The organism is Streptomyces sp. ITFR-21 (genome assembly GCF_031844685.1).
In the GTDB taxonomy this organism is placed as follows: domain Bacteria; phylum Actinomycetota; class Actinomycetes; order Streptomycetales; family Streptomycetaceae; genus Actinacidiphila.
In genome coordinates this window covers 2,112,052-2,133,564 of the sequence record NZ_CP134605.1, presented here as the reverse complement: position 1 = coordinate 2,133,564, position 21,513 = coordinate 2,112,052, and the positions used below count along the sequence as shown (strand labels likewise).

Here is a 21,513-nt window from a genome sequence, read left to right as displayed (position 1 = left end):
TCGCGGGGCACCGCACGAAGAAGGGGGTCCTGCGTGGCCGCGCAGACCGCAGCACCGGGGGTCAGAAACCAGGAGATCGCCGCCGAGCAGGCGCACCTGGACCGGGTGTACCGCCGTCTCGAGGAGAAGATCCACGAGGCGGAGTTCCTGATGAGCGACGCCGCCCAGCGCGGCCAGGTCGGTACGCCCGGCGCGCTGGCCGAACGGGACGCCCAGGTGTTCCGCGCCGGCGTCCATCTCAACCGGCTGAACAGCGAGTTCGAGGACTTCCTCTTCGGCCGGATCGACCTGCTGCGCGGCAAGGACGGCAAGAAGGGCGCGGACGGCGCGTTCACCTCCGTCGACCCCGCCGACGACGCGATCCGCGAGGACGCCACCGCCGACATCGCCGAGACCCTGCACATCGGCCGGATCGGCGTGCTCGACACCGACTACGCCCCGCTGGTGATCGACTGGCGGGCCCCGGCCGCCGCGCCCTTCTACCGCTCGACGCCGGTCGCGCCGGGCCGGGTGGTACGGCGCCGGGTGATCCGCTCCAAGGGCCGCCGGGTGCTGGGCGTCGAGGACGACCTGCTGCGCCCGGAGCTGACCACGGGGCTGCCGGTGGTGGGCGACGGCGCGCTGATGGCCGCGCTCGGCCAGGCCCGTACCCACACCATGCGGGACATCGTCTCCAGCATCCAGGCCGAGCAGGACCTGGTGATCCGCGCGCCCGCGGCCTCCGTCACCGAGGTGACCGGCGGGCCCGGCACCGGCAAGACCGCGGTCGCGCTGCACCGGGCGGCGTACCTGCTGTACCAGGACCGGCGGCGCTACTCCGGCGGCATCCTGTGCGTCAGCCCCACGCCGCTGCTGGTGGCGTACACCGAGGGCGTACTGCCGTCGCTCGGCGAGGAGGGGCAGGTCGCGATCCGCGCGGTCGGCTCGCTGGTGGACGGGGTGACCGCGGACCTGTACGACGACCCGGCGGTGGCCCGGATCAAGGGCTCGCTGCGGATGCTGAAGGTGCTGCGCAACGCGGCCCGCGGCTGTCTGGACGGCGACGACGGGCGGCCGACCGCGCTACGGGTGGTGGCCTTCGGCCGCCGGGTCGAGCTGGACGCCCAGGACCTGGACGCCGTACGGCAGCAGGTGCTGGGCGGCACCGCGCCGGTCAACCTGCTGCGGCCGCGGGCCCGCCGGCTGCTGCTGGACGCGCTGTGGCGCAAGACCGGCCGGCGACCCGACGACCGGGAGCTGGCCGTCGAGGAGCGGCAGGGCTTCGACGAGGACGTCAGCACCGAGCAGGACTTCCTGGACTTCCTCGACAACTGGTGGCCGGTGCTGGAGCCGCGCGGGGTGCTGGCCACGCTCGCCGACGAGAAGCGGCTGGCCCGCTGGGCGCGGCGGGTGCTGTCGCCGCCGGAGGTCCGCCGGGTGGCCCGCTCGCTGCGCCGGGCCGGCGCCTCCGCCCACGACGTGGCGCTGCTGGACGAGCTGGAGACGCTGCTCGGGCTGCCGCCGCGGGACAGGAGACGCGAGATCGACCCGCTGGACCAGCTCACCGGTCTGGACGAGCTGATGCCGCAGCGCGGCGAGAGCGGCCGGGAGCGCGCCGAGCGGCTGGCGCGGGAGCGTACCGAGTACGCGCACGTCATCGTGGACGAGGCGCAGGACCTCACCCCGATGCAGTGGCGGATGGTGGGGCGCCGCGGCCGCACCGCCACCTGGACGATCGTCGGCGACCCGGCGCAGAGTTCGTGGTCGGACGTGGACGAGGCGGCCCGCGCCCGCGACGAGGCGCTCGGCGCCCGCCCGCGCCGCCGCTTCACCCTCACCGTCAACTACCGCAACCCGGCCGAGATCGCCGAGGTCGCCTCGACCGTTCTGGCGCTGGCCATGCCGGGCAGCCAGTCCCCGCGCGCGGTGCGCTCCACCGGCGTCCTGCCGCGTTACGAGGTGGCCGGCGACGACCTGGCCGCGGACGTGCGAGCGGCGGCGGAACGGCTGCTGGCGGAGGTGGACGGCACGGTCGGCGTGGTCGTGGCGATGAACCGGCGGGCGCAGGCGCGCACCTGGCTGGCCGGGCTCGGCGAGCGGGTGGTCGCGCTGGGCAGTCTGGAGGCCAAGGGCCTGGAGTACGACGCCACAGTCGTGGTCTCGCCGGCGGAGATCGCCGAGGAGTCGCCGGCGGGCCTGCGGGTGCTGTACGTGGCGCTGACCCGGGCCACCCAGCGGCTGACCGTCCTGGCGGGGGAGCGGGACCTGCCGGACACCGACGGCGTCCCGGACCTGCTGCGCAAGGACTGAACCGGCCGCCCGTGGCGGCGCACCCCCGTACAGACGCTTCGGGCGCCCCTCCCGTGGGAGGGGCGCCCGAAGGACGCTGGCGACACCGGCCCGCCATGCTCGCCTCGCGGCAAGTGGGCGCTCGAAGCGCCTAAGGTTGGGCCCGGGGGCTTGGATCGGGCCGGTGTCACCAACCAGGCTAACAAACCCTGCCCCCGAACCTCTTCCCGCCCGGCGGAAATCCCGCCGATCACTTCGGGGGACACCCGTTCTTCCCCCGCGGACTCCCGCCCGCTCCATCAGTTTCCGCATGGTGGAACACGATTTTCGTCATCGGTCCCCGGTTTACGCATACTCGCTGGTAGGTGCAACGATCGTTCCGCACCATTCCGCATCACGAACCACCAATTGCTGTCCAGCAGGAACCGGAAGAAGGTCGTCATGGCAACGGCGCCGAGTGTCTCGTACTCGATCACGGTACGGCTGGAGGTCCCCGCCAGCGGGACCGCGGTCAGCCAGCTCACCACCGCGGTGGAGGCGTCCGGCGGGTCCGTCACCGGCCTCGACGTCACCGCCTCCGGCCACGAGAAGCTGCGGATCGACGTCACGGTCGCGGCCAGTTCCACCGCGCACGCCGACCAGATCGTCGGCAAACTGCGCGGCATCGAGGGTGTCGTCATCGGCAAGGTCTCCGACCGTACCTTCCTGATGCACCTCGGCGGCAAGATCGAGATGCAGTCCAAGCACCCGATCCGCAACCGCGACGACCTGTCCATGATCTACACCCCAGGCGTCGCCCGGGTCTGCATGGCCATCGCGGCCAACCCCGAGGACGCCCGCCGCCTGACCATCAAGCGCAACTCGGTCGCCGTGGTCACCGACGGCTCGGCGGTGCTGGGCCTGGGCAACATCGGCCCCAAGGCCGCGCTGCCGGTGATGGAGGGCAAGGCGGCCCTCTTCAAGCGGTTCGCGGGCATCGACGCCTGGCCGCTGTGCCTGGACACCCAGGACACCGACGAGATCGTGGCGATCGTGAAGGCCATCGCCCCCGGCTTCGCGGGCATCAACCTGGAGGACATCTCCGCGCCGCGCTGCTTCGAGATCGAGGCGCGGCTGCGCGAGGCCCTGGACATCCCGGTCTTCCACGACGACCAGCACGGCACCGCCATCGTGGTGCTGGCCGCGCTGACCAACGCGCTGCGCTGCGTCGGCAAGCAGATCGGCACCCTGAGGGTCGTCATGTCCGGTGCGGGCGCGGCCGGTACGGCCATCTTGAAGCTGCTGCTGGCGGCCGGCGTCAAGCACGCGGTGGTGGCCGACATCCACGGCGTGGTGCACGCCGACCGGCACGACCTGGTCGACGCCGACCCCAACTCGCCGCTGCGCTGGGTCGCGGAGAACACCAACCCCGAGGGCGTCACCGGCACCCTCAAGGAGGCCGTGGTCGGCGCCGACGTCTTCATCGGCGTGTCCGCGCCCGACGTGCTGGACGGCTCCGACGTGGCCAGGATGGCCGACCAGGCGATCGTCTTCGCCCTGGCCAACCCCGACCCGGAGGTGGACCCGGGAGCGGCCCGGGAGACCGCCGCGGTGGTCGCCACCGGCCGCAGCGACTTCCCCAACCAGATCAACAACGTCCTGGTCTTCCCGGGGGTCTTCCGCGGCCTGCTGGACGCCCAGTCCCGCACGGTCAACACCGAGATGATGCTCGCCGCGGCGCGGGCGCTGGCGTGCGTGGTCGGGGACGACGAACTGAACCCGAACTACATCGTGCCGAGCGTCTTCAACGACAAGGTGGCCGGCGCGGTCGCCGACGCGGTGCGGACCGCGGCCAAGGCGCAGGGCCCGGCGGTGGCCGGCGCGGCCGACAGCGCCACCGCCGCGTCCTGACACCGGCCGGAATCCGGGGCCGGCCGCCGGGCGGCGCGGCGTCGCCCCCACACCCCCCCGCAGGCCCCCGGCCATGCATTTTCCACGACTCGCGCGGGCAGGCGATTGGCTTTCCCCCCATATGTGGGGGCAGGATGCACACCTGGGCAGTGAGGCACACAGCATCAGCTTCGAGCTCGCGCCCCCATGGCTAGAAAGAACACGGGAGTACAGATATGAACCGCAGTGAGCTGGTGGCCGCGCTGGCCGACCGCGCCGAGGTGACCCGCAAGGACGCGGACGCCGTCCTGGCCGCGTTCGCCGAGACCGTCGGTGAGATCGTCGCCAAGGGCGACGAGAAGGTCACCATCCCCGGCTTCCTGACCTTCGAGCGCACTCACCGTGCCGCCCGCACCGCCCGCAACCCGCAGACCGGCGAGCCGATCAGCATCCCGGCCGGCTACAGCGTCAAGGTCTCCGCGGGCTCCAAGCTGAAGGAATCCGCCAAGGGCAAGTAGGCCGCCGAGCGCGCGTGACACACGAAGGGCGGCGGTCCCGGTCGGGGACAGCCGCCCTTCGGCGTAGGCGTATGCGCGGGCGTGCGGGGACGCGGGGTCCCGCGGCCCGGGGTCAGGCCGCCGTCGCCGCCGCCCGCTCCGGCAGTTCGATCCGCGCCCCGAGCCCTCCCAGCTTGGCCGGGAAGTTCTCGTAGCCGCGGTTGATCAGGCTGATCCCGTGCACCCGCGAGGTGCCCTGGGCGGCCAACGCCGCGATCAGATACGAGAATCCGCCGCGCAGGTCGGGGATGACCAGGTCGGCGCCCTGCAGCTTGGTCGGCCCGGAGACCACCGCCGAATGGAGGAAGTTGCGCTGTCCGAAGCGGCAGGCGCTGCCGCCCAGGCACTCCCGGTAGAGCTGGATGTGCGCGCCCATCTGGTTCAGCGCGGAGGTGAAGCCGAGCCGGGACTCGTAGACCGTCTCGTGCACGATCGACAGGCCCGACGCCTGGGTCAGCGCCACCACCAGCGGCTGCTGCCAGTCGGTCTGGAAGCCCGGGTGGACGTCGGTCTCCAGCGCGATGGCGTTCAGCGGGCCGCCCGGGTGCCAGAAGCGGATGCCCGCGTCGTCGACCTCGAAGGCGCCGCCGACCCTGCGGTAGGTGTTCAGGAAGGTCATCATCGACCGCTGCTGCGCGCCGCGGACGTAGATGTCGCCCCCGGTGGCCAGCGCCGCGCTCGCCCAGGAGGCGGCCTCCAGCCGGTCCGGGACGGCCCGGTGCGTATAGCCCTCCAGCCGGTCCACCCCGGTGATCCGGATGGTCCGGTCGGTGTCCATGGAGATGATCGCGCCCATCTTCTGCAGGACGCAGATGAGGTCCTCGATCTCCGGCTCGACCGCCGCGTTGGTGAGCTCGGTGACGCCCTCGGCGAGCACCGCGGTCAGCAGCACCTGCTCGGTGGAGCCCACCGACGGGTACGGCAGCCGGATCTTGCAGCCGCGCAGCCGCTGCGGGGCCTCCAGGTACTGGCCGTCCGCGCGTTTGTCGATGGTCGCGCCGAACTTCCGCAGCACGTCGAAGTGGAAGTCGATCGGCCGGCCGCCGATGTCGCAGCCGCCGAGACCGGGGATGAAGGCGTGGCCTAGCCGGTGCAGCAGCGGGCCGCAGAAGAGGATCGGGATGCGGGAGGAGCCGGCGTGCGCGTCGATGTCGGCGACGTTGGCGCTCTCGACCTTGGTCGGGTCGAGCACCAGCTCACCGGGCTCTTCGCCGTTCTCCACCGTCACCCCGTACAGCTGGAGCAACCCGCGGACCACCCGTACGTCGCGGATCTCGGGGACGTTGCGGAGTCTGCTGGGTCCGCTGCCGAGCAGCGCGGCGACCATGGCCTTGGGCACGAGGTTCTTCGCGCCTCTGACCCGGATCTCGCCTTCAAGGGGGGTTCCGCCGTGGACAAGCAGTACGTCGGCGATGTCGGTCATGGATCTCGCGATCGTCGGAAGGGCAGATGGGCAGCGCGACCCGCGGGTTCCGCGGCGCCGCGGGGGAAGCCAGAAGAACCAGAAGAAATGGTAATGCGCTCGACGGCATCCGGTGCCTTGGCGGCCCGCCGCCGCCGGAAACCGCCGGGCGCGGCGGCCTTCGGCGGCTTTCCGTGTCCGACGGGCCCCGGGAGGACACCGGCCCGCCATTGAGCGTACGCGTGCGCCCGCCATACGGAATCATGTTGACCATGACCGAGGTGTCCTCGCTCACCGGGCGGCTGCTGGTCGCCACCCCGCGGCTGGCCGACCCCAACTTCGACCGGGCCGTGGTGCTCCTGCTCGACCACGACCGGGAGGGGTCGCTCGGCGTCGTGCTGAACCGGCCCACCCTGGTGGGGGTCGGCGACGTTCTGGAGCCGTGGGCCGAGCTGGCCGGCGTCCCCCGGGTGGTCTTCCAGGGCGGCCCGGTCGCGCTGGACTCCGCGCTGGGCCTGGCCGTCGTCCCGGGCGAGCCGGGCGCGGACGGCGACGCCGCGCTGCTGGGCTGGCGCCGGGTGCACGGCGCGATCGGCCTGGTGGACCTGGAGGCGCCGCCGGAACTGCTCGCCGCCGAACTGGGCTCGCTGCGGATCTTCGCCGGCTACTCCGGCTGGGGACCGGGCCAGCTGGAGCGGGAACTGGCCGACGGCGCCTGGTACGTGGTGGAGTCCGAGCCGGGCGACGTGTCCGCGCCGGCCCCCGAGCGGCTGTGGCGCTCGGTGCTGCGCAGGCAGCGCGGCGAACTGGCGATGGTGGCCACGTATCCCGACGATCCGACTCTCAATTAGGCTTGACGCTTATGAGCACTCTTGAGCCCGAGCGCGGGACGGGCACCGGCACCCTGGTCGAGCCGACTCCGCAGCTCTCCCACGGTGACGGCGACCACGAGCGCTACGCGCACTACGTCCAGAAGGACAAGATCATGGCGAGCGCGCTGGAAGGCACGCCCGTCGTCGCCCTGTGCGGCAAGGTCTGGGTCCCCGGGCGGGACCCCAAGAAGTACCCGGTCTGCCCGATGTGCAAGGAGATCTACGAGGGCATGTCGTTCGGTGACGGCGACGGTGCCAAGGACAAGTCCGGCAGGGGCGGCAACGGCTGACGGCGGCGCGTTCGGCGCGGCCGACCCGCCCGACGACGAGGACCTGCCCGGCGGGCAGCCCGAGGACGACGCCAGCAGCGGTGAACGGGTGCACGCCCTCGTCGGCCAGGGCCGCTTCGCCGAGGCGCACACCCTGGTCAGCGATGCCTTCGTGGAACGCAACGGCAGCGCGGGCTACCTGCTGCGCGCCTGGGTGCTGACCCAGGAGCGGCGGTCAGCGGCCGCCCGCGAGTCGGTCGACTGGGCGCTGGCGATCGCCGGGCCCGCCGAGGCGGCCGACGTCTTCGTGCTGGCCGGGGTGGTCCTGCTGTCCCTGGACGAGGCGCACGCCGCCCTGACGGTGGCACTGCGGGCCGGTGGCGCCGACCCCGACGGCTGGGAGCCGTCGGTGCTGCTCTCGGACGTCTACCGGCGGCTCGGCAGGATCCCGGACGCGGTGGTCGCCGCCCGCCGGGCGGTGGCGGTCGCGCCGTACGAGGCCGAGGCGCAGGTGGCGCTGGCCCGCTCGCTGTCGGCGACCCGCGGACTGCTCGGGCGGCTGCCCCGGCGGCACCGCACCGAGCACGAGTCGGCCGTCGAGCGGGCGATGACGCTGGGGGTGGACCCGGGGCAGCTGACCGCGCCGCGCGGCGGCGCGCTGGTCGGCGGACTGGGCCTGGCGCTGTTCTGGGCGGTGCAGCTCTACCGGATCGAGACCGGCGACACCTGGCAGCTGATCGCCGGCGGGGCGGTGCTGGCCGCGACCGCGGTGCTGCTCGCCGTGCTGGTACGGGCCGGCACCCGCCGCTCGGGCGTCGGCGCCAGGACCCGGCTGCGCGGCATCAGGGCCACCAGCCGCACCGAGCTGACCGGCGACGACTGGCTGTGGCGGATCGGCGCGGTCCATGTCGGCGCGCTGCTGCCGCTGCCGGTGCTGTTCGGCACCGGACTGGTCGCGGACCGGGCCTGGCGGGGCCACGACTGGCCGCTGTGGGCCGCCGTGACGGCCGCGGTCGCCGGGCTCGGCGGGCTGCTGCTGACGCTGCTCGGGGTGCGCTGGTGGTACGGCGCCTGGCTGGCGGGACGGATGCTGCGGTACGGCCGGCTGGTCCCGGTCCAGCTGGGGGCGGTCGGGCTGCTGGCGGGCACCACCCTCGCGCTGACCGCCCGCGGGCACACGCCCCGCTGGGAATGGGCGGTGCTGGCCGTTGCGCACCTGGGCTGGGCGGTCGTCGGCTGGGCCACGGCGCTGATGCTGGCGGCGCGGCTCCAGGCGCGGCGCCGCGAGATGCTCTGAGGGTCCCGCCGGGCGGGTGGGCGGGTACGTGCGGGCGGGCCGGGGCGGCGGGGACGGCGGGCGCGGGGCGGCTCGCGGGCGGTCGGCGGGCCCGGTGGTTCCGCGACCGGCGGGCCGCCGGAGGCCGCCACCCCGGGGCTGACCGGCCGGTGTGCGCGGCGGGCCGATCCTTCTTCCTCAATTGGTCTATGCCAATCGGCGTTCTGCGGGCAGGATTGTCCCCATGGATCTCATTCCCACCCCCAGCCACGAGTCCACGTATTCCGCCGACGCGAGCTTCCCCCTGTCCGCCGGGACCGTACTGGTGGCGGAACCCGGCACGGAGTCGACGGCGCGCTGGCTGCGGGCGGCACTGGGCGCGGCCACCGGGCTGCCCTTCGCCCCCGGGGTGCCCGGCGGGCGGGCGGCCGGCGGCGTGGTGCGGCTCGCGGTGGACGAGCGGGCGGCGGGCGGCCCCGAGGGATACCGCATCACCGTGGACCCGGCCTCGGGCGTACGGATCACCGGCGCCGGACCGGCCGGCGTCTTCTGGGGCGCGCAGACCTTCCGCCAGCTGCTCGGCCCCGACGCCTTCCGGCGCGCCCCGGTCGGCGGCCCGGACCGGCAGTGGCGGGTGCCGGCCTGCCACCTCCAGGACGCCCCCCGGTTCGGCTGGCGGGGCTTCATGCTGGACGTCGCACGGCACTTCATGCCCAAGGACGTGGTCCTGCGGTACCTGGACCTGATGGCCGCCCACAAGCTGAACGTCCTGCACCTGCACCTGACCGACGACCAGGGCTGGCGGGTGCGGATCGAGCGGTACCCGAGACTCACCGAGGTCGGCGCCTGGCGGGAGCGCACCAAGGTCGGCCTGCGGGAGTCGCCGCTGTGGGACGAGCGCCCGCACGGCGGCTACTACAGCCAGGACGACATCCGGGAGATCGTCGCCTACGCGGCCGAGCGGCACATCACCGTCGTGCCCGAGATCGACATCCCCGGCCACTCGCAGGCCGCCATCGCCGCGTACCCGGAACTCGGCAACACCGACGTCGTCGACACCGCCGCGCTGCCGGTGCTGACCAGCTGGGGCGTCAACCCCAACGTCCTGGCGCCCACCGACCACACCCTGCGCTTCTACGAGAACGTCTTCACCGAACTCCTCGACCTGTTCCCCGGCACCTTCTTCCACATCGGCGGCGACGAGTGCCCCAAGGAGCAGTGGCGGCAGTCGCCCGCCGCCCAGGCCCGGATCGAGGAACTCGGCCTGGCCGGCGAGGACGAACTCCAGAGCTGGCTGATCCGGCACTTCGACGGCTGGCTCGCCGAGCGCGGCCGGCGGCTGATCGGCTGGGACGAGATCCTGGAGGGCGGACTGGCGCCGGGGGCCGCGGTGTCCTCCTGGCGCGGCTACGCGGGCGGCATCGCCGCCGCCCGGTCCGGCCACGACGTGGTGATGTGCCCGCAGACCCATGTGTACCTGGACTGGCGGCAGTCGGAGTCCCCTGACGAGCCGGTTCCGATCGCCCACGCCCGCACCCTGGAGGACGTCTACCGCTTCGAGCCGGTCCCGCCGGAGCTGACCGAGCAGCAGGCCGCGCACGTCATCGGCGCGCAGGCCAACATCTGGACCGAGGTGGTGGACTCGGTCCGGGTGCTGGACTACATGGCCTTCCCGCGGCTGGCCGCCTTCGCCGAAGTCGCCTGGTCCGCGCTGCCGGCGCCGGCCGAACGCGACTGGCCGGACTTCGAGCGGCGGATGGCCGCCCACTACGCGCGGCTCGACGCCCTCGGCGTCGAGTACCGGCCGGCCGGCGGGCCGCTTCCCTGGCAGCGCCGGCCCGGCGTCCAGGGCCGCCCGCAGGACGGTCCGCCCCCGATCGTGTGACCCCGGCGAGAAGTTGTCCACAGGCAACTCGGCGTACCGGCGGCGGGAACGCCTAATCTGGCAACAGCCTCAGACGGCGGCAATTGCCGCACAACGGCTATCGGCGGAGGAATTCGGCGATCGCCCCCCGTGCCGGGCGGACCGGTACTTCGCGGACCCCCGCGTCGGCTACCCGGGAAGTTGTGCCAGAGTTGCCACGTCCGGGCTGTCAGCACGTACGGTACGGCTACCGCGTGACGGAGGAAGGCCGGGAAGGGGCAGCTGCGTGAGCACGTATGCACGGCGGGCGGCGGAGAACGTCACCCTGCCGTCCTCGCTCGACGAGGCGGTGGAGGCGCTCGCCGCCATGCCCAGCGCCGTGCCCGTCGCGGGGGGCACCGACCTGATGGCCTCGGTCAACTCCGGGACGCTGCGCCCCGCCGCGCTGGTGGGTCTCGGCCGGATCAGCGAGATCCGCGGCTGGCAGTACGCCGACGGAGCCGCGCTGCTCGGCGCCGGTCTGACGCACGCGCGCATGGGCCGCCCCGACTTCGCCGCGCTGATCCCCGCGCTGGCCGCCGCCGCCCGCTCCGCCGGACCCCCGCAGATCCGCAACGCCGGCACGCTGGGCGGCAACATCGTCTCCGCCGCGGCCACCGGCGACTCCCTGCCGGTGCTGGCCGCGCTGGAGGCGAGCGTGATCCTCGCCGGACCGGACGGCGACCGCGAACTGCCGGTCAGCCACCTGCTCACCGGCCGCGACCCGCTGCGCCCCGGTGAACTGCTGGCCTTCGTCCGCATCCCGCTGCTGCACGCCCCGCAGACCTTCCTCAAGGCCACCGGCCGTACCGGGCCCGGCCGCGCGGTCGCCTCCGTCGCCCTGGTGGTCGACCCGGCCCGCCGCCAGGTCCGGTGCGCGGTCGGCGCGGTCGCCCCGGTGCCGCTGCGCCCGCTGGTGGCCGAGCAGTGGGCGGCCGGCCTGATCGACTGGGACGGCCAGCGCACCCTCGCCCCCGAAGCGTGCACCGCCTTCGGGGAGTACGTGGCCGCGGCCTGCATCCCGGACCAGCAGGGGGTCGAACTGCCGCCTGCGGCCGTCCAGCTGCGGCGTACCGTGGCCGCACTGTCCCGCCGAGCGCTCGGGAGGGCCCTGGCATGACCGACCAGCCGCACGGTCCGGGCGCGCCCGGCAACTCCGGGGCCTGGCAGCCCGTGCCCGGAGGCGGGGACTACGACCCCGACCAGACCATGCACGTGTCCTTCGCCGCGCAGCTGCCGCCGGAACCGCTGCCCGGCGAGGACCCGCTGAGCACCCACGGACCGGCCGGCCTGGAGCCGGGCGAGGCCGACCCCGCCACCCAGTGGTCGATCCCCGTCATCAGGGAGGGCGCGGAGGCCGACTCGGGGGAGTTCTCCGTCGGCGCCTACACCGCGCCCTGGGAGCAGGTGTCGCCGCCCGCCGCCGCGCCGTCCTTCCCGGCCGGGATGTTCGGGCAGGGGGCCGCCGCCGCGCAGGCCGCCCAGGCCGAGGCGGCGGCGCAGGCCAGGGCCGCCGAGGCGCGGGCCGGGCACGCCCGCGCCGCCGAACCGCTGCCGCCGGCCGCCGGGGACCACCTGGCCGGCCAGTGGGCGACGCCCTTCACCGGCCCCGACGGGGGCGACGCCGTACCGTGGCTGCCCGCGCACCCGCCGGCCGCCGACGCCGCCTGGTCCGCGGTGGTGGACGACCCCGAGGGCGCCGACCCGGTGCCCTACGGACACCCCGGCGCGCTGCCCGCGCCCGCCCAGGACCCCCGACCCGCCCCGCACCCGGCCGACGGCAACGGACTGGCCGCCGCCCAGCACGCCGAACCCGGCCCGGGGCAGGGCCCGCAGGCCGCGCCCGGCACCCCGGCGGGCCTGGACGCCCGCGCCTCCCTCGACGACGCGCCCGAGGCGCCGCCCGGCGCGGCCGGCCCCGGCGCCCTGCCGGATCCCGAGCCGGCCGCGGCGGACGCCTTCGGCTTCGACGCGGCGGACACCGGCGCGGGCGGTCCGGCGGCCGACCCCGAGGGCGGCTTCGCGACCGGCGGGCCCGACGAGGGCGACGGGCCGGCCTCCGCCGACGTGCCCGGCGCGGCCGGGCCCGAGCCGCTCCCGGAGACCCGCAGCGAGCACCCCCTGGCCTCCTACATGCTCCGGGTCAACGGCACCGACCGCCCGGTCACCGACGCCTGGCTCGGCGAGTCCCTGCTGTACGTCCTGCGCGAGCGGCTCGGCCTGGCCGGCGCCAAGGACGGCTGCGAGCAGGGCGAGTGCGGCGCCTGCTCGGTCCAGGTGGACGGCCGGCTGGTCGCCTCCTGCCTGGTGCCCGCCGCCACCGCGGCCGGCAGCGAAGTGCGCACTGTCGAGGGCCTGTCGGCCGACGGCCGGCCCTCCGACGTACAGGCCGCGCTCGCCGCCGGCGGGGCCGTGCAGTGCGGCTTCTGCATCCCCGGTATGGCGATGACCGTCCACGACCTGCTGGAGGGCAACCACAAGCCCACCGACCTCGACATCCGCCAGGCCCTCAGCGGCAACCTCTGCCGCTGCTCCGGCTACCGCGGCGTGATCGAGGCGGTGCGTGCGGTGGTCGCCGAGCGCGACACCGACGACGACCCCGCCTTCTCCGACGAGATCCGCGTTCCCCACCAGGGCGGCCACGGCACGGCGGGAGGCGCCGCGTGAGCATCACCGACGGCGCGGCCGGCGCTCCTGCCGCGGCCGGCACCGGCGGGACCGCGGGCGCGGTCCCGGCTTCCGCGCCGCCCGCCGGCCCCCGGTTCGGCATCGGCGTCTCCCTGCCCTCGCTGGACGCGCTCGCCAAGACCCAGGGCACCTACCCGTACGCGGCCGACCTGTGGGCCGAGGGCCTGCTGTGGGCCGCCGTGCTGCGCTCCCCGTACCCGCACGCCCGGATCACCCGGATCGACACCACCGAGGCCGCCGCGATGCCCGGCGTCCGGGCCGTCGTCACCCACGAGGACGTCCCCGGGGACGCCATGCACGGCCGCAAGGTCGCCGACCGCCCGGTCTTCGCCTCCGAACTGGTACGGCACCACGGCGAGCCCATCGCCGCGGTCGCCGCCGACCACCCGGACACCGCGCGGCTGGCCGCCGCCGCCATCCTGGTCGAGTACGAGGTACTGGAACCGGTCACCGACCCGGAGAAGGCGTTCGCCGCCGAGCCGCTGCACCCCGACGGCAACCTGATCCGGCACATCCCGCTGCGCTTCGGCGACCCGGAGGCGGCCGGCGAGGTCGTGGTCGAGGGCCTGTACCGGGTCGGCCGCCAGGACCCGGCCCCGATCGGCGCCGAGGCGGGCCTGGCCGTACCGCGCCCCGACGGCGGCGTCGAGCTGTACGTGGCCTCCACCGACCCGCACGCCGACCGGGACATGGCCGCCGCCTGCTTCGGCCTGGAGACCGACCGGGTGAAGATCGTGGTCACCGGCGTGCCCGGCGCGATGGGCGACCGGGAGGACTCCGGCATCCAACTGCCGCTCGGGCTGCTGGCGCTGAAGACCGGCTGCCCGGTGAAGTTCGTGGCCACCCGCGAGGAGTCCTTCCTCGGCCACGCCCACCGCCACCCCACCCTGCTGCGCTACCGCCACCACGCCGACGCCGGAGGCCGCCTGGTCAAGGTCGAGGCGCAGATCCTGCTGGACGCGGGCGCCTACGCCGACGCCTCCTCCGACGCGCTGGCCGCCGCGGTGGCCTTCGCGGCCGGCCCGTACGTCGTCCCGCACGTCTTCGTCGAGGGCTGGGCGGTCCGCACCAACAACCCGCCGTCCGGCCACGTCCGCGGCGAGGGCGCCCTCCAGGTCTGCGCCGCCTACGAGGGCCAGATGGACAAGCTCGCCGCCAAGCTCGGCCTGGAGCCCGCCGAGATCCGGCTGCGGAACGTCCTGGCCACCGGCGACCTGCTGCCCACCGGCCAGACCGTCACCTGCCCGGCGCCGGTCGGCGAACTGCTCACAGCGGTCCGGGACGCCGACCTGCCGCCGCTGCCCGACGGCGAGGACGAGTCCCAGTGGCTGCTGCCCGGCGGCACCGCGGGCGCGGGCGAGCCGGGCGCGGTCCGCCGCGGCGTCGGTTACGCGCTCGGCATGGTCCACGTGCTCGGCGCCGAGGGCGCCGACGAGGTGTCGACCGCGACCGTCCGGGTCCACGACGGACGGGCCACCGTGATCTGCGCCGCCGTCGAGACCGGCCAGGGCTTCGGCACGCTGGCCCGGCAGATCGTGCAGGAGGTGCTGGGCGTGGAGGACGTGCGTGTCCTGCCGTCCGACACCGACCAGCCGCCGGCCGGGCCCTCCGCCCGCGGCCGGCACACCTGGGTCTCCGGCGGGGCGGTGGAGCGCGCCGCGAAGATGGTCCGCACCCAGCTGCTCCAGCCGCTGGCCGCGCAGTTCGGCATGTCGGTGGAGCTGCTGTCCATCGCCGACGGCAAGATCACCTCCTACGACGGCGTGCTGTCCACGACGGTCGCCGAGACGCTGGACGGCAAGGAGCTGTGGGCCACCGCGCAGTGCCGCCCGCACCCCACCGACCGGCTCGACGACAACGGCCAGGGCGACGCCTTCGTGGGCCTCACCTTCTGCGCGGTCCGCGCGGTGGTGGACGTCGACATCGAACTCGGCGCGGTCCGGGTGGTGGAGGTGGCCGTCGCCCAGGACGTCGGCCGCATCCTCAACCCCCGCCAGCTGAACGCCCGCATCGAGGCGGGCGTCACCCAGGGCGTCGGCCTCGCCCTGATGGAGGACCTGCGCGCCCCGCGCGGCATCGTCAAGCGCCCCAGCCTGACCGGCTACTCCCTGCCCACGGCGCTGGACGCGCCCGAGGTCCGCATCGTCAAGCTGGTCGAGGAGCGCGACGTGGTGGCGCCCTTCGGGGCGAAGGCGGTCAGCGCGGTGCCGGTCGTGACCGCTCCCGCCGCGGTGGCGGCGGCGGTCCGCGCCGCCACCGGCCGACCGGTCAGCCGCCTGCCGATCCGCCCGCAGGCGGCGGTGGTCAAGCCGGCGTAGCCCCGCGGGGCGCGGCGGCCGGGGCGGTGACCGGGGCCGTGCGGGGTGGTGCGTCGCGGCCGGCGCGGTGCGGCATCGTGCGGTGGGCGGCCCGGCCGGTGCGGCGCGGCGGCCCGGCCGCCGGTTGGACGCGGCCCGGGGGCGTACGGGCTGCGAGGAGGCGGCCGGGCGGCCCCGGCGGCCGTCCTGCCGTCGCGTCCCGCTACAGCCGCATCCCGCGGGCCAGTTCCTTGACGGCTTCGAGCGCCTGCTGCTGGAGACCGCCGCCGAAGGTGATCCGGGTGGCGCCCATGACGCCGAGTTCGCGGGGGGAGGGGCCGCCGGGCCTGCAGAGGGCGTTGAGCGGGAGGCCGATCCGCTCGGCCAGGTCGGCGAGCTGGGTGGGCGGGGCGAAGATCGGATAGACGCAGTCCGCGCCCGCCGCCGCGTACAGCCGGCCCCGTTCGACGGCGGCGGCGGTCGTCCGGTCGCCGCGCAGGTAGGAGTCGATCCGCGCGTTGACGACCAGCGCGTCGCCGGCCGCCGCCCGTACCTCGGCAAGCCGGTCCGCCTGCCGCCGCGGGTCGGCCAGCCGCCTGGTCACCGGGTCGGAGTCCTCCAGGTTGCAGCCGGCGGCGCCCGCCGTCAGCAACCGGTCCACCAACTCCCCGGCGGACAGCCCGTATCCGGCCTCCACGTCCGCGGTCACCGGTACGTCCACGGCCCGCGCGATCCGGCCGATCGCCGCGAACATCTCGTCCGCCGGCGTCCCCTGGCCGTCCGGGTAGCCCAGCGACGCCGAGACCCCCTCACTCGGCGTGGCCAGCGCGGGGAACCCCGCGTCGGCGAACACCCGGGCGCTCGCCGCGTCCCAGGGGCCCGGCAGCACCAGCGGGTCGTCCGCCGCCCGCCCACGGTGCAGTTCCCGCAGCGCCGTCGCCTTGTCGCTCACGTCCGTCTCCCTCGCTGTGCCGCCGCACCGACGCGTACCGGTTCGGCCGGGCGGCCGGGTGGGCGCGCGACCGTGCGACCGTGCGGCTCCGCCGCCGTGACCGTGTCGCCGCCGACTGTACTGGGCCGCGGCCCCGCGGCCCCGTGCCCTGGTGCCCCTGCCGCTCCGCGGTTCCGTGCCCGGGTGCGGCGGCCCGGCGGCCCGGCAGCCCGGCAGCCCGGCCGCTCCGTGCCCCGGCTTCCCGGCTAGTGCGCGACGAGGGCGTCCTTGAGAGCGGCCAGGACGGCGTCGACCGTCTGCTCCGGGGTCTGGTCGGAGGTGTCGATCCACAGGCCCAGGCGGGGCGTCCGGTCGCGCAGAACCTGGTCGAGGCCGCCGACGGTCCAGGAGCCGTAGCCGGTCTTGGCGCGGGCCGCCTCGCGGGCCGCCACGGCCTCGCGGGAGGGCGCCAGGACGACGAGGTACAGCGGGCGGGAGCGGATCGCCTCCAGGTAGGGCTCCAAATTCTCGCCCAGGACCACGTCCTGGACGATCGCGGTCCAGCCGGCCGCCGCGTAGAGGTCGGCGGTGGAGGCCGACACCCGGTAGCGCAGGCGCAGTTGCTCGACCGCCTCCTCGTCGCCCTGCGGGACGAGCTCGCGCCGCCCGGACACCAGCATCCGGCGGAACACGTCACCGCGTACGTGGACGGCCCGCGGCAGGCGTTCCGCGAGGAGTTGGGCCACGGTGGACTTGCCCGAGGCCATCACTCCGGTGATCACCAAGACGCCGCCGTCGAGCGGGATATCACCCATGCCTGCGTCCTCCTCCGGGGGTTGTTCGAACGGACCCGAACGGACAGAGAGCATCGCAGGCCGTGGCCGTACCCTCAACCGCTTGCGGCTGGTTGGCATATGACCTCGGTATGGCTGATTCCGCCGAGCTCGTACGCGGCCGCCCGCCGGCCTCCGAGCGCCGGTGCGCCGGGCACCCGAAGCCGCTGGTGGCCGGTCTGCCGGCCACCGCTCCGCGGCGCCGGCGCCCCTCCGCTCCCGCACGGCGCGTCCGCCGCCCCCGCCCTCCCGGGCCCCCGGTTGCGCCGCCTCCGCGCGGCCGGGCAGGGTGCCGGCGCGTCCCGGCGCCGGGGCGTCCAGGGCCAGCGCCGTCGTGTTCGCGCACCCGCGGCACGCGGCATGCGCCTCCACCCGTGCGGGCTACAGCCGTACCGGTAGGTGGACAGGCCGGCCCGGTGAAGCCGCCCTGGGACCCGCCCTGCGGCCAGGGGTACTCCTGCCTTCACGCCCGGATGACGCCGGGCGCGAGCCGGAGCCCGCGGGCGGGGGGAAGGTGCCCGGTACCGGCGCCGGGGGTGGACCGCGGAGGGCGGCTTGAGGCGCCCGGGGCCGGGCCAGGGGCGCGCGGCCGGGGCCCCGGGAGGTGGGACGGGCGGAGAGGCCGTGGCGGGAATCGAACCCACGTAACTCGCTTTGCAGGTCTGTTCCCACTGCCCGGGTGGCTGTTCGCCGTTGTTCAGGGCCGTTCATTGGGGGCGTCCGGACCTTCCTAGCGGGCCCCTGAGGTACGGCCGTGAACATCGGCGTACGGGTATGAACGAGACGGAAACTGAGACGGGCCCACGCCGGCGTGGTGACCGGTCGTTGGCCGTCAGTCCTCACGGAGCAGCGCAGAAGGCGTCAGCCACTGCGGACATGTCTGAGACGATTGCATCGGCCCCAGCTTCCGTCAGAGAGCGCGCTTTTCCTGACTTGTTGGCGTATCCGATTGATTTTGCGCCGGTCGCTCTCGCTGCCTCGATGTCCGTCACGGAATCGCCGATAAGCGTGCATTGAGTTGGCGCTAGGTCGAGTCGGGAGGCTGCCAGAGCCAGAGAGTACGGATCGGGCTTCATGAGATCCGGCCGGTATGGTGCGCGACCAACAACTTCCCGGACCATGGGCGTTAGGCCATGCCGGTGTAGGAATGCCCAGATCGGACCTGCTGAGTTATTGCTCACCACCGCGATGCTGTGCCCGGATGACTGCGCCGCTCGTAGTGCGGCGACAGCTCCGGGAATGGGGTTGCCCGCTACCTTGACGGCGGATCCCTCAGCGGAAGTCAGTGCGTCTTCGACTGCCCTTAGCGTTGCTTCGCTGCCCTTAGAGGCAAGGCGAAGAATCTCCATAGGGTCGTCAATTTCGCTTGCCGAAGCTGCTAGGGTCGGTTCGAATCCGCGCAGGATTGCCACTAGGTCTCTAGCGACCTCTGACGCCGGCAGACCGGCAAAAACATCGCAGATCGGGCCATCGAAGTCAAACAACACACCCCGTGTGGTCGAGATTGTCGCTTCAAGGGCTTCATTCCCCATGAGGGTCGAATTCCCTTCCGATGGTGTTCCAGACACTCTCAAACCACATGCGGGCTTGCTCGACGTTTTGGGCACCGCCGGATGCCTCACCTTCATTCGTGGAGTGATGGAAAAGTGCCGCGTCGGCCCCGACTAGGTCGTAGATCTCGATAACCTCGCCTTGCGCTACTACCTTGTTGGGTCGGATTGGGTAAAACCCGAAGAACAAGTCATCTTGGTTGATGACGTACATCTTGAAGAACTGCGTTCCGCTGTGAACGCGAACGCTCACGCTCACTTCGGGAACCAGGCCGAGAACGCTAAGTTCTTGAACTGAGTTCGCGATGCTGCGAGTGAATCCGACCATCATTTCGTGCATGCGCTTTCGAAGCCTAGGGTCATCCGCCCGGTCTTCTTTGCGTACTGGCGCCGCCTGCGGAACGGACATGTCAGGCACGAGGATTCTGATTTTGATGCTTGACGGAGTGAGGCGGCCCACTCGAATACGGTCTATGGGCTCTTGCAGGGCCCCGTGAAGAGTTTCGCTAGAGAATCCCGCGAAGTCGATCGAGACGTTCGGCCTGGAGAATGCCTGCTCGACGTACGGGCGTAGACCGGCTGGCCGTTCGGTGCGGTTGCGTACATAGACGCCGCTCCCCTTGCGGGATACGACCAACCCCTCATCTTCCAAATCACGCAGAGCACGTTGAATCGTGGCACGTGCGAAGCCGTACCGCTCGGTCAATTCCTTGTGCGACGGCAGCTTTTCGCCAGGAGCGAGTTTCTTTGTCCGAATGGCGGCGCTGAGGCTGCGCGCGACTTGCGTGTAAGGGGGTCGCGCGTCGTCCGGGTCCAGGGGTTCGGGCGTGAAGGTCATGCCCCGATGGTACGGCCCCCGAGGGTGATCGGAGCAGCCAAGCTAGCCAAGTGTTGACATGACTAGTCACGCTGGCTACGTTGGTGTTGTGCCGATCGGGCTAGCCAAGTTGGTCAAGCTGGTTCGTGGCGCACGCCGCCTTGAGGGCCCCGGCAACGGGAGTGAGCCCGATAGAAGCGCTCGTTGGTTGAGAACTGAACAGTGAGTTTGCGATGGGGTGAGAGTCCCTGTCTCCGTGACGACCGGGTGATGTTCGTCGGCAGTGGTGCCGCGCGTCGGCGCGGTACGTACCGCACATCGGCTCTGGAGAACGCCCTTTCGGGGTGTCACCCGCTGTGAGCTGCCCTGTTATGCGCCAGACAGAGAGATGGCGCAACGGCTCCGGACCCGCGCGATGCTGCCGGATCAGATCCGGCCCGGAGCACGCAAGACCAGCTCGAACAAGAGCGGGCACACCCCTCCCAGCCTGGCAGCTTTGAGGTGTGCCCTCCTGACCCCTTGGAGGGGATCGCACATGAGCTTATTCGGCTCTCGCGGTACCGAACAGACCACCACTGAGGAGTTGCTGGCTGAGGCCCGCGACGACTACGCCCGGCACAACAGCCCGGACACGCGGGCTGCGGCGCGTGAGGCGTCCGGGCAGACCCGCACGACCGGCAACGCGAACGGCGGAAGCCGGTGGGGCCGATGAACACTCGCCTGACGCCTCAGCAGGCCAAGGCCCTGGAGAGCTACGCCGCGGACGGCTACGCGGCAGCGCACGTCCGCACCAAGGCCGCCCTGGTCGGAAAGGGGCTACTGGAGCCGGTCATGGGCTGGGTCGAGAAGTCGATCGCCCGCAGGGTCGGCCGCTACTTCGCCACGGAAATAATGTGGGGCGTCGTCGGCTATCGCATCACTGCGGCTGGGCGCGACGCCATCAACGTGCCCTGCCAGTCGTGCCGGGACGGCCGTATCCAGCAGGTCACGGGCAGGGGCCACGTGATCTCCCTGCCCTGCCCCCACTGCACGACCGGGGGTGAGGGCCGATGAACGCCGCCGGCACGTTCGCCGCGGTCGGCTTCGCCCTGTTCGTGGCGCATTCGGTGGGTGATCACTGGGTGCAGACCTCCGCGCAGTCGGCGGCCAAGGGCCGTCCCGGCTGGTCCGGCCGGTTGGCCGGTGCCCGGCACGTGGCCACCCTGACCGCCACCAAGGTGGTCGTGCTGCTTCCGGTCGCCTGGCTGCTGGGTCTGCACCTGTCGGTGCCTGGCCTGCTGGTGGGGCTGGGGGTGGATGCGGTGACGCACTGGTGGGCGGACCGCCGCACCACGCTGGCGTGGCTGGCCGGGCGGGTGGGTCTGGACGGCTTCTACCGGCTCGGTGCGCCGCGGCCCGGCCGTGACGACAACCCCAGCCTGGGTACCGGCGCTTATGCACTGGACCAGAGCTGGCATCACCTGTGGCTTCTGGTCGCCGCGCTGCTCATCGCGGTGGTGTGAGGCCGGCCTGACGGCTGCCTGATCCGCCCCGTCCCCACCGGCCGGAGCCGGTGGGGACGGGGCGGTGAGGGGGAGCCGGACAGTCCGGCCCACCAGCCCCGGCGATCAGCCGGGGCCCGAAGGGAGCTCACGTGTTCGGCAGTAAGAAGCGCGCCGCTCAGGACGAGTTCGACCGCCAGCAGCAGCAGTTCAGGGCCGATGTGCGCGCGACGGAGCAGCGCGACCTTCGGCGGGCCACGGCGGACGCCGCGAGTGCTCAGAGCGACCTCGACACGTGGACGCACCGTATCCACACCAGCGGTCAGTCGGTCGCCAAGGACATCGCGGTGCAGGGTCGCGCCGACGCCCAGGGGCGGTTGCGCGAAGCGCAGCAGCGCGAGGAGTACATCCGCCGCAACTGGAGCAGCTGACCGTCTCGCGCAACCGCACTCACCTCTGAATCTTTCCCCGTGCCCGGCCGGCCGCCGTTGTCCTTAGCG

19 protein-coding genes are annotated in these 21,513 nt (G+C 73.3%); 14 read left to right on the top strand and 5 right to left on the bottom strand.

Annotated features, from left to right (window positions below):
* Window positions 1-33: 33 nt before the first annotated feature.
* The 3 genes from RLT57_RS09530 (at window position 34) to RLT57_RS09520 (ending at window position 4,655) form a co-directional block, all read left to right on the top strand.
* Complete coding sequence (locus tag RLT57_RS09530; RefSeq protein ID WP_311296937.1) at window positions 34-2,289, top strand: HelD family protein; 2,256 nt, start codon at window positions 34-36, stop codon at window positions 2,287-2,289.
* Between the two features lie 420 nt (window positions 2,290-2,709).
* Window positions 2,710-4,158: an NAD-dependent malic enzyme gene (locus tag RLT57_RS09525; RefSeq protein WP_311296936.1), complete on the top strand. Its 1,449-nt coding sequence runs from the start codon at window positions 2,710-2,712 to the stop codon at window positions 4,156-4,158.
* A 215-nt stretch (window positions 4,159-4,373) separates the two neighbouring features.
* Window positions 4,374-4,655, top strand: a complete 282-nt coding sequence (locus RLT57_RS09520) for an HU family DNA-binding protein (protein WP_311296935.1) — start codon at window positions 4,374-4,376, stop codon at window positions 4,653-4,655.
* Between the two features lie 112 nt (window positions 4,656-4,767).
* Here RLT57_RS09520 and murA read toward each other — a convergent pair whose 3' ends face one another.
* On the bottom strand, window positions 4,768-6,117 hold the full coding sequence (gene murA / locus RLT57_RS09515) for a UDP-N-acetylglucosamine 1-carboxyvinyltransferase (protein ID WP_311296934.1): 1,350 nt from the start codon (window positions 6,115-6,117) through the stop codon (window positions 4,768-4,770).
* A 251-nt stretch (window positions 6,118-6,368) separates the two neighbouring features.
* On the opposite strand from murA, the gene RLT57_RS09510 reads away from it, so the two are divergent.
* From RLT57_RS09510 to RLT57_RS09480, 7 genes are all read left to right on the top strand, one after another.
* Entirely contained in the window at window positions 6,369-6,947 is a 579-nt protein-coding gene (locus RLT57_RS09510) for a YqgE/AlgH family protein (protein WP_311296932.1), read from the top strand.
* A gap of 11 nt (window positions 6,948-6,958) precedes the next feature.
* Window positions 6,959-7,258 (top strand): DUF3039 domain-containing protein, encoded by a 300-nt coding sequence (locus RLT57_RS09505; protein ID WP_311296931.1) that lies wholly within the window; start codon window positions 6,959-6,961, stop codon window positions 7,256-7,258.
* Window positions 7,221-8,534, top strand: coding sequence for a hypothetical protein (locus RLT57_RS09500; RefSeq protein WP_311296930.1), 1,314 nt, complete (start codon window positions 7,221-7,223; stop codon window positions 8,532-8,534). The genes RLT57_RS09505 and RLT57_RS09500 overlap by 38 nt, the downstream gene beginning before the upstream one ends.
* 223 nt (window positions 8,535-8,757) lie before the next feature.
* A complete protein-coding gene (locus RLT57_RS09495; RefSeq protein ID WP_311296929.1) occupies window positions 8,758-10,398 on the top strand; it encodes a beta-N-acetylhexosaminidase in 1,641 nt (546 codons plus the stop codon).
* Window positions 10,399-10,663: 265 nt separating this feature from the next.
* Window positions 10,664-11,536, top strand: coding sequence for an FAD binding domain-containing protein (locus RLT57_RS09490; RefSeq protein WP_311296928.1), 873 nt, complete (start codon window positions 10,664-10,666; stop codon window positions 11,534-11,536).
* Window positions 11,533-13,083, top strand: coding sequence for a (2Fe-2S)-binding protein (locus tag RLT57_RS09485; RefSeq protein ID WP_311296927.1), 1,551 nt, complete (start codon window positions 11,533-11,535; stop codon window positions 13,081-13,083). Before RLT57_RS09490 ends, RLT57_RS09485 begins: the two co-directional genes overlap by 4 nt.
* Complete coding sequence (locus RLT57_RS09480) at window positions 13,080-15,422, top strand: xanthine dehydrogenase family protein molybdopterin-binding subunit (protein WP_399128350.1); 2,343 nt, start codon at window positions 13,080-13,082, stop codon at window positions 15,420-15,422. Before RLT57_RS09485 ends, RLT57_RS09480 begins: the two co-directional genes overlap by 4 nt.
* Window positions 15,423-15,624: 202 nt before the next feature.
* Here the strand turns inward: RLT57_RS09480 and RLT57_RS09475 are convergent, their stop codons facing one another.
* The 4 genes from RLT57_RS09475 to RLT57_RS09460 form a co-directional block, all read right to left on the bottom strand.
* On the bottom strand, window positions 15,625-16,353 hold the full coding sequence (locus tag RLT57_RS09475) for an isocitrate lyase/PEP mutase family protein (protein ID WP_311296926.1): 729 nt from the start codon (window positions 16,351-16,353) through the stop codon (window positions 15,625-15,627).
* 245 nt (window positions 16,354-16,598) lie between these two features.
* Window positions 16,599-17,147: an AAA family ATPase gene (locus tag RLT57_RS09470; RefSeq protein ID WP_311296925.1), complete on the bottom strand. Its 549-nt coding sequence runs from the start codon at window positions 17,145-17,147 to the stop codon at window positions 16,599-16,601.
* Between the two features lie 857 nt (window positions 17,148-18,004).
* The gene (locus RLT57_RS09465; RefSeq protein WP_311296924.1) at window positions 18,005-18,697 is read right to left on the bottom strand and encodes an HAD family hydrolase; all 693 of its coding nucleotides are present in this window, start codon (window positions 18,695-18,697) and stop codon (window positions 18,005-18,007) included.
* Window positions 18,687-19,553 carry a GntR family transcriptional regulator gene (locus RLT57_RS09460; protein ID WP_311296923.1) on the bottom strand — a complete coding sequence of 289 codons (867 nt, stop codon included), beginning with the start codon at window positions 19,551-19,553 and terminating at the stop codon, window positions 18,687-18,689. Before RLT57_RS09460 ends, RLT57_RS09465 begins: the two co-directional genes overlap by 11 nt.
* A 514-nt stretch (window positions 19,554-20,067) precedes the next feature.
* On the opposite strand from RLT57_RS09460, the gene RLT57_RS09455 reads away from it, so the two are divergent.
* The 4 genes from RLT57_RS09455 to RLT57_RS09440 all read left to right on the top strand — a co-directional run bounded on the left by RLT57_RS09455 (window position 20,068) and on the right by RLT57_RS09440 (window position 21,444).
* Entirely contained in the window at window positions 20,068-20,244 is a 177-nt protein-coding gene (locus tag RLT57_RS09455; RefSeq protein WP_311296922.1) for a hypothetical protein, read from the top strand.
* Window positions 20,241-20,585, top strand: a complete 345-nt coding sequence (locus tag RLT57_RS09450; RefSeq protein WP_311296921.1) for a hypothetical protein — start codon at window positions 20,241-20,243, stop codon at window positions 20,583-20,585. The genes RLT57_RS09455 and RLT57_RS09450 overlap by 4 nt, the downstream gene beginning before the upstream one ends.
* A complete protein-coding gene (locus RLT57_RS09445; protein ID WP_311296920.1) occupies window positions 20,582-21,034 on the top strand; it encodes a transcriptional regulator in 453 nt (150 codons plus the stop codon). Before RLT57_RS09450 ends, RLT57_RS09445 begins: the two co-directional genes overlap by 4 nt.
* A 131-nt stretch (window positions 21,035-21,165) precedes the next feature.
* A complete protein-coding gene (locus tag RLT57_RS09440) occupies window positions 21,166-21,444 on the top strand; it encodes a hypothetical protein (RefSeq protein ID WP_311296919.1) in 279 nt (92 codons plus the stop codon).
* Window positions 21,445-21,513: the final 69 nt, after the last annotated feature.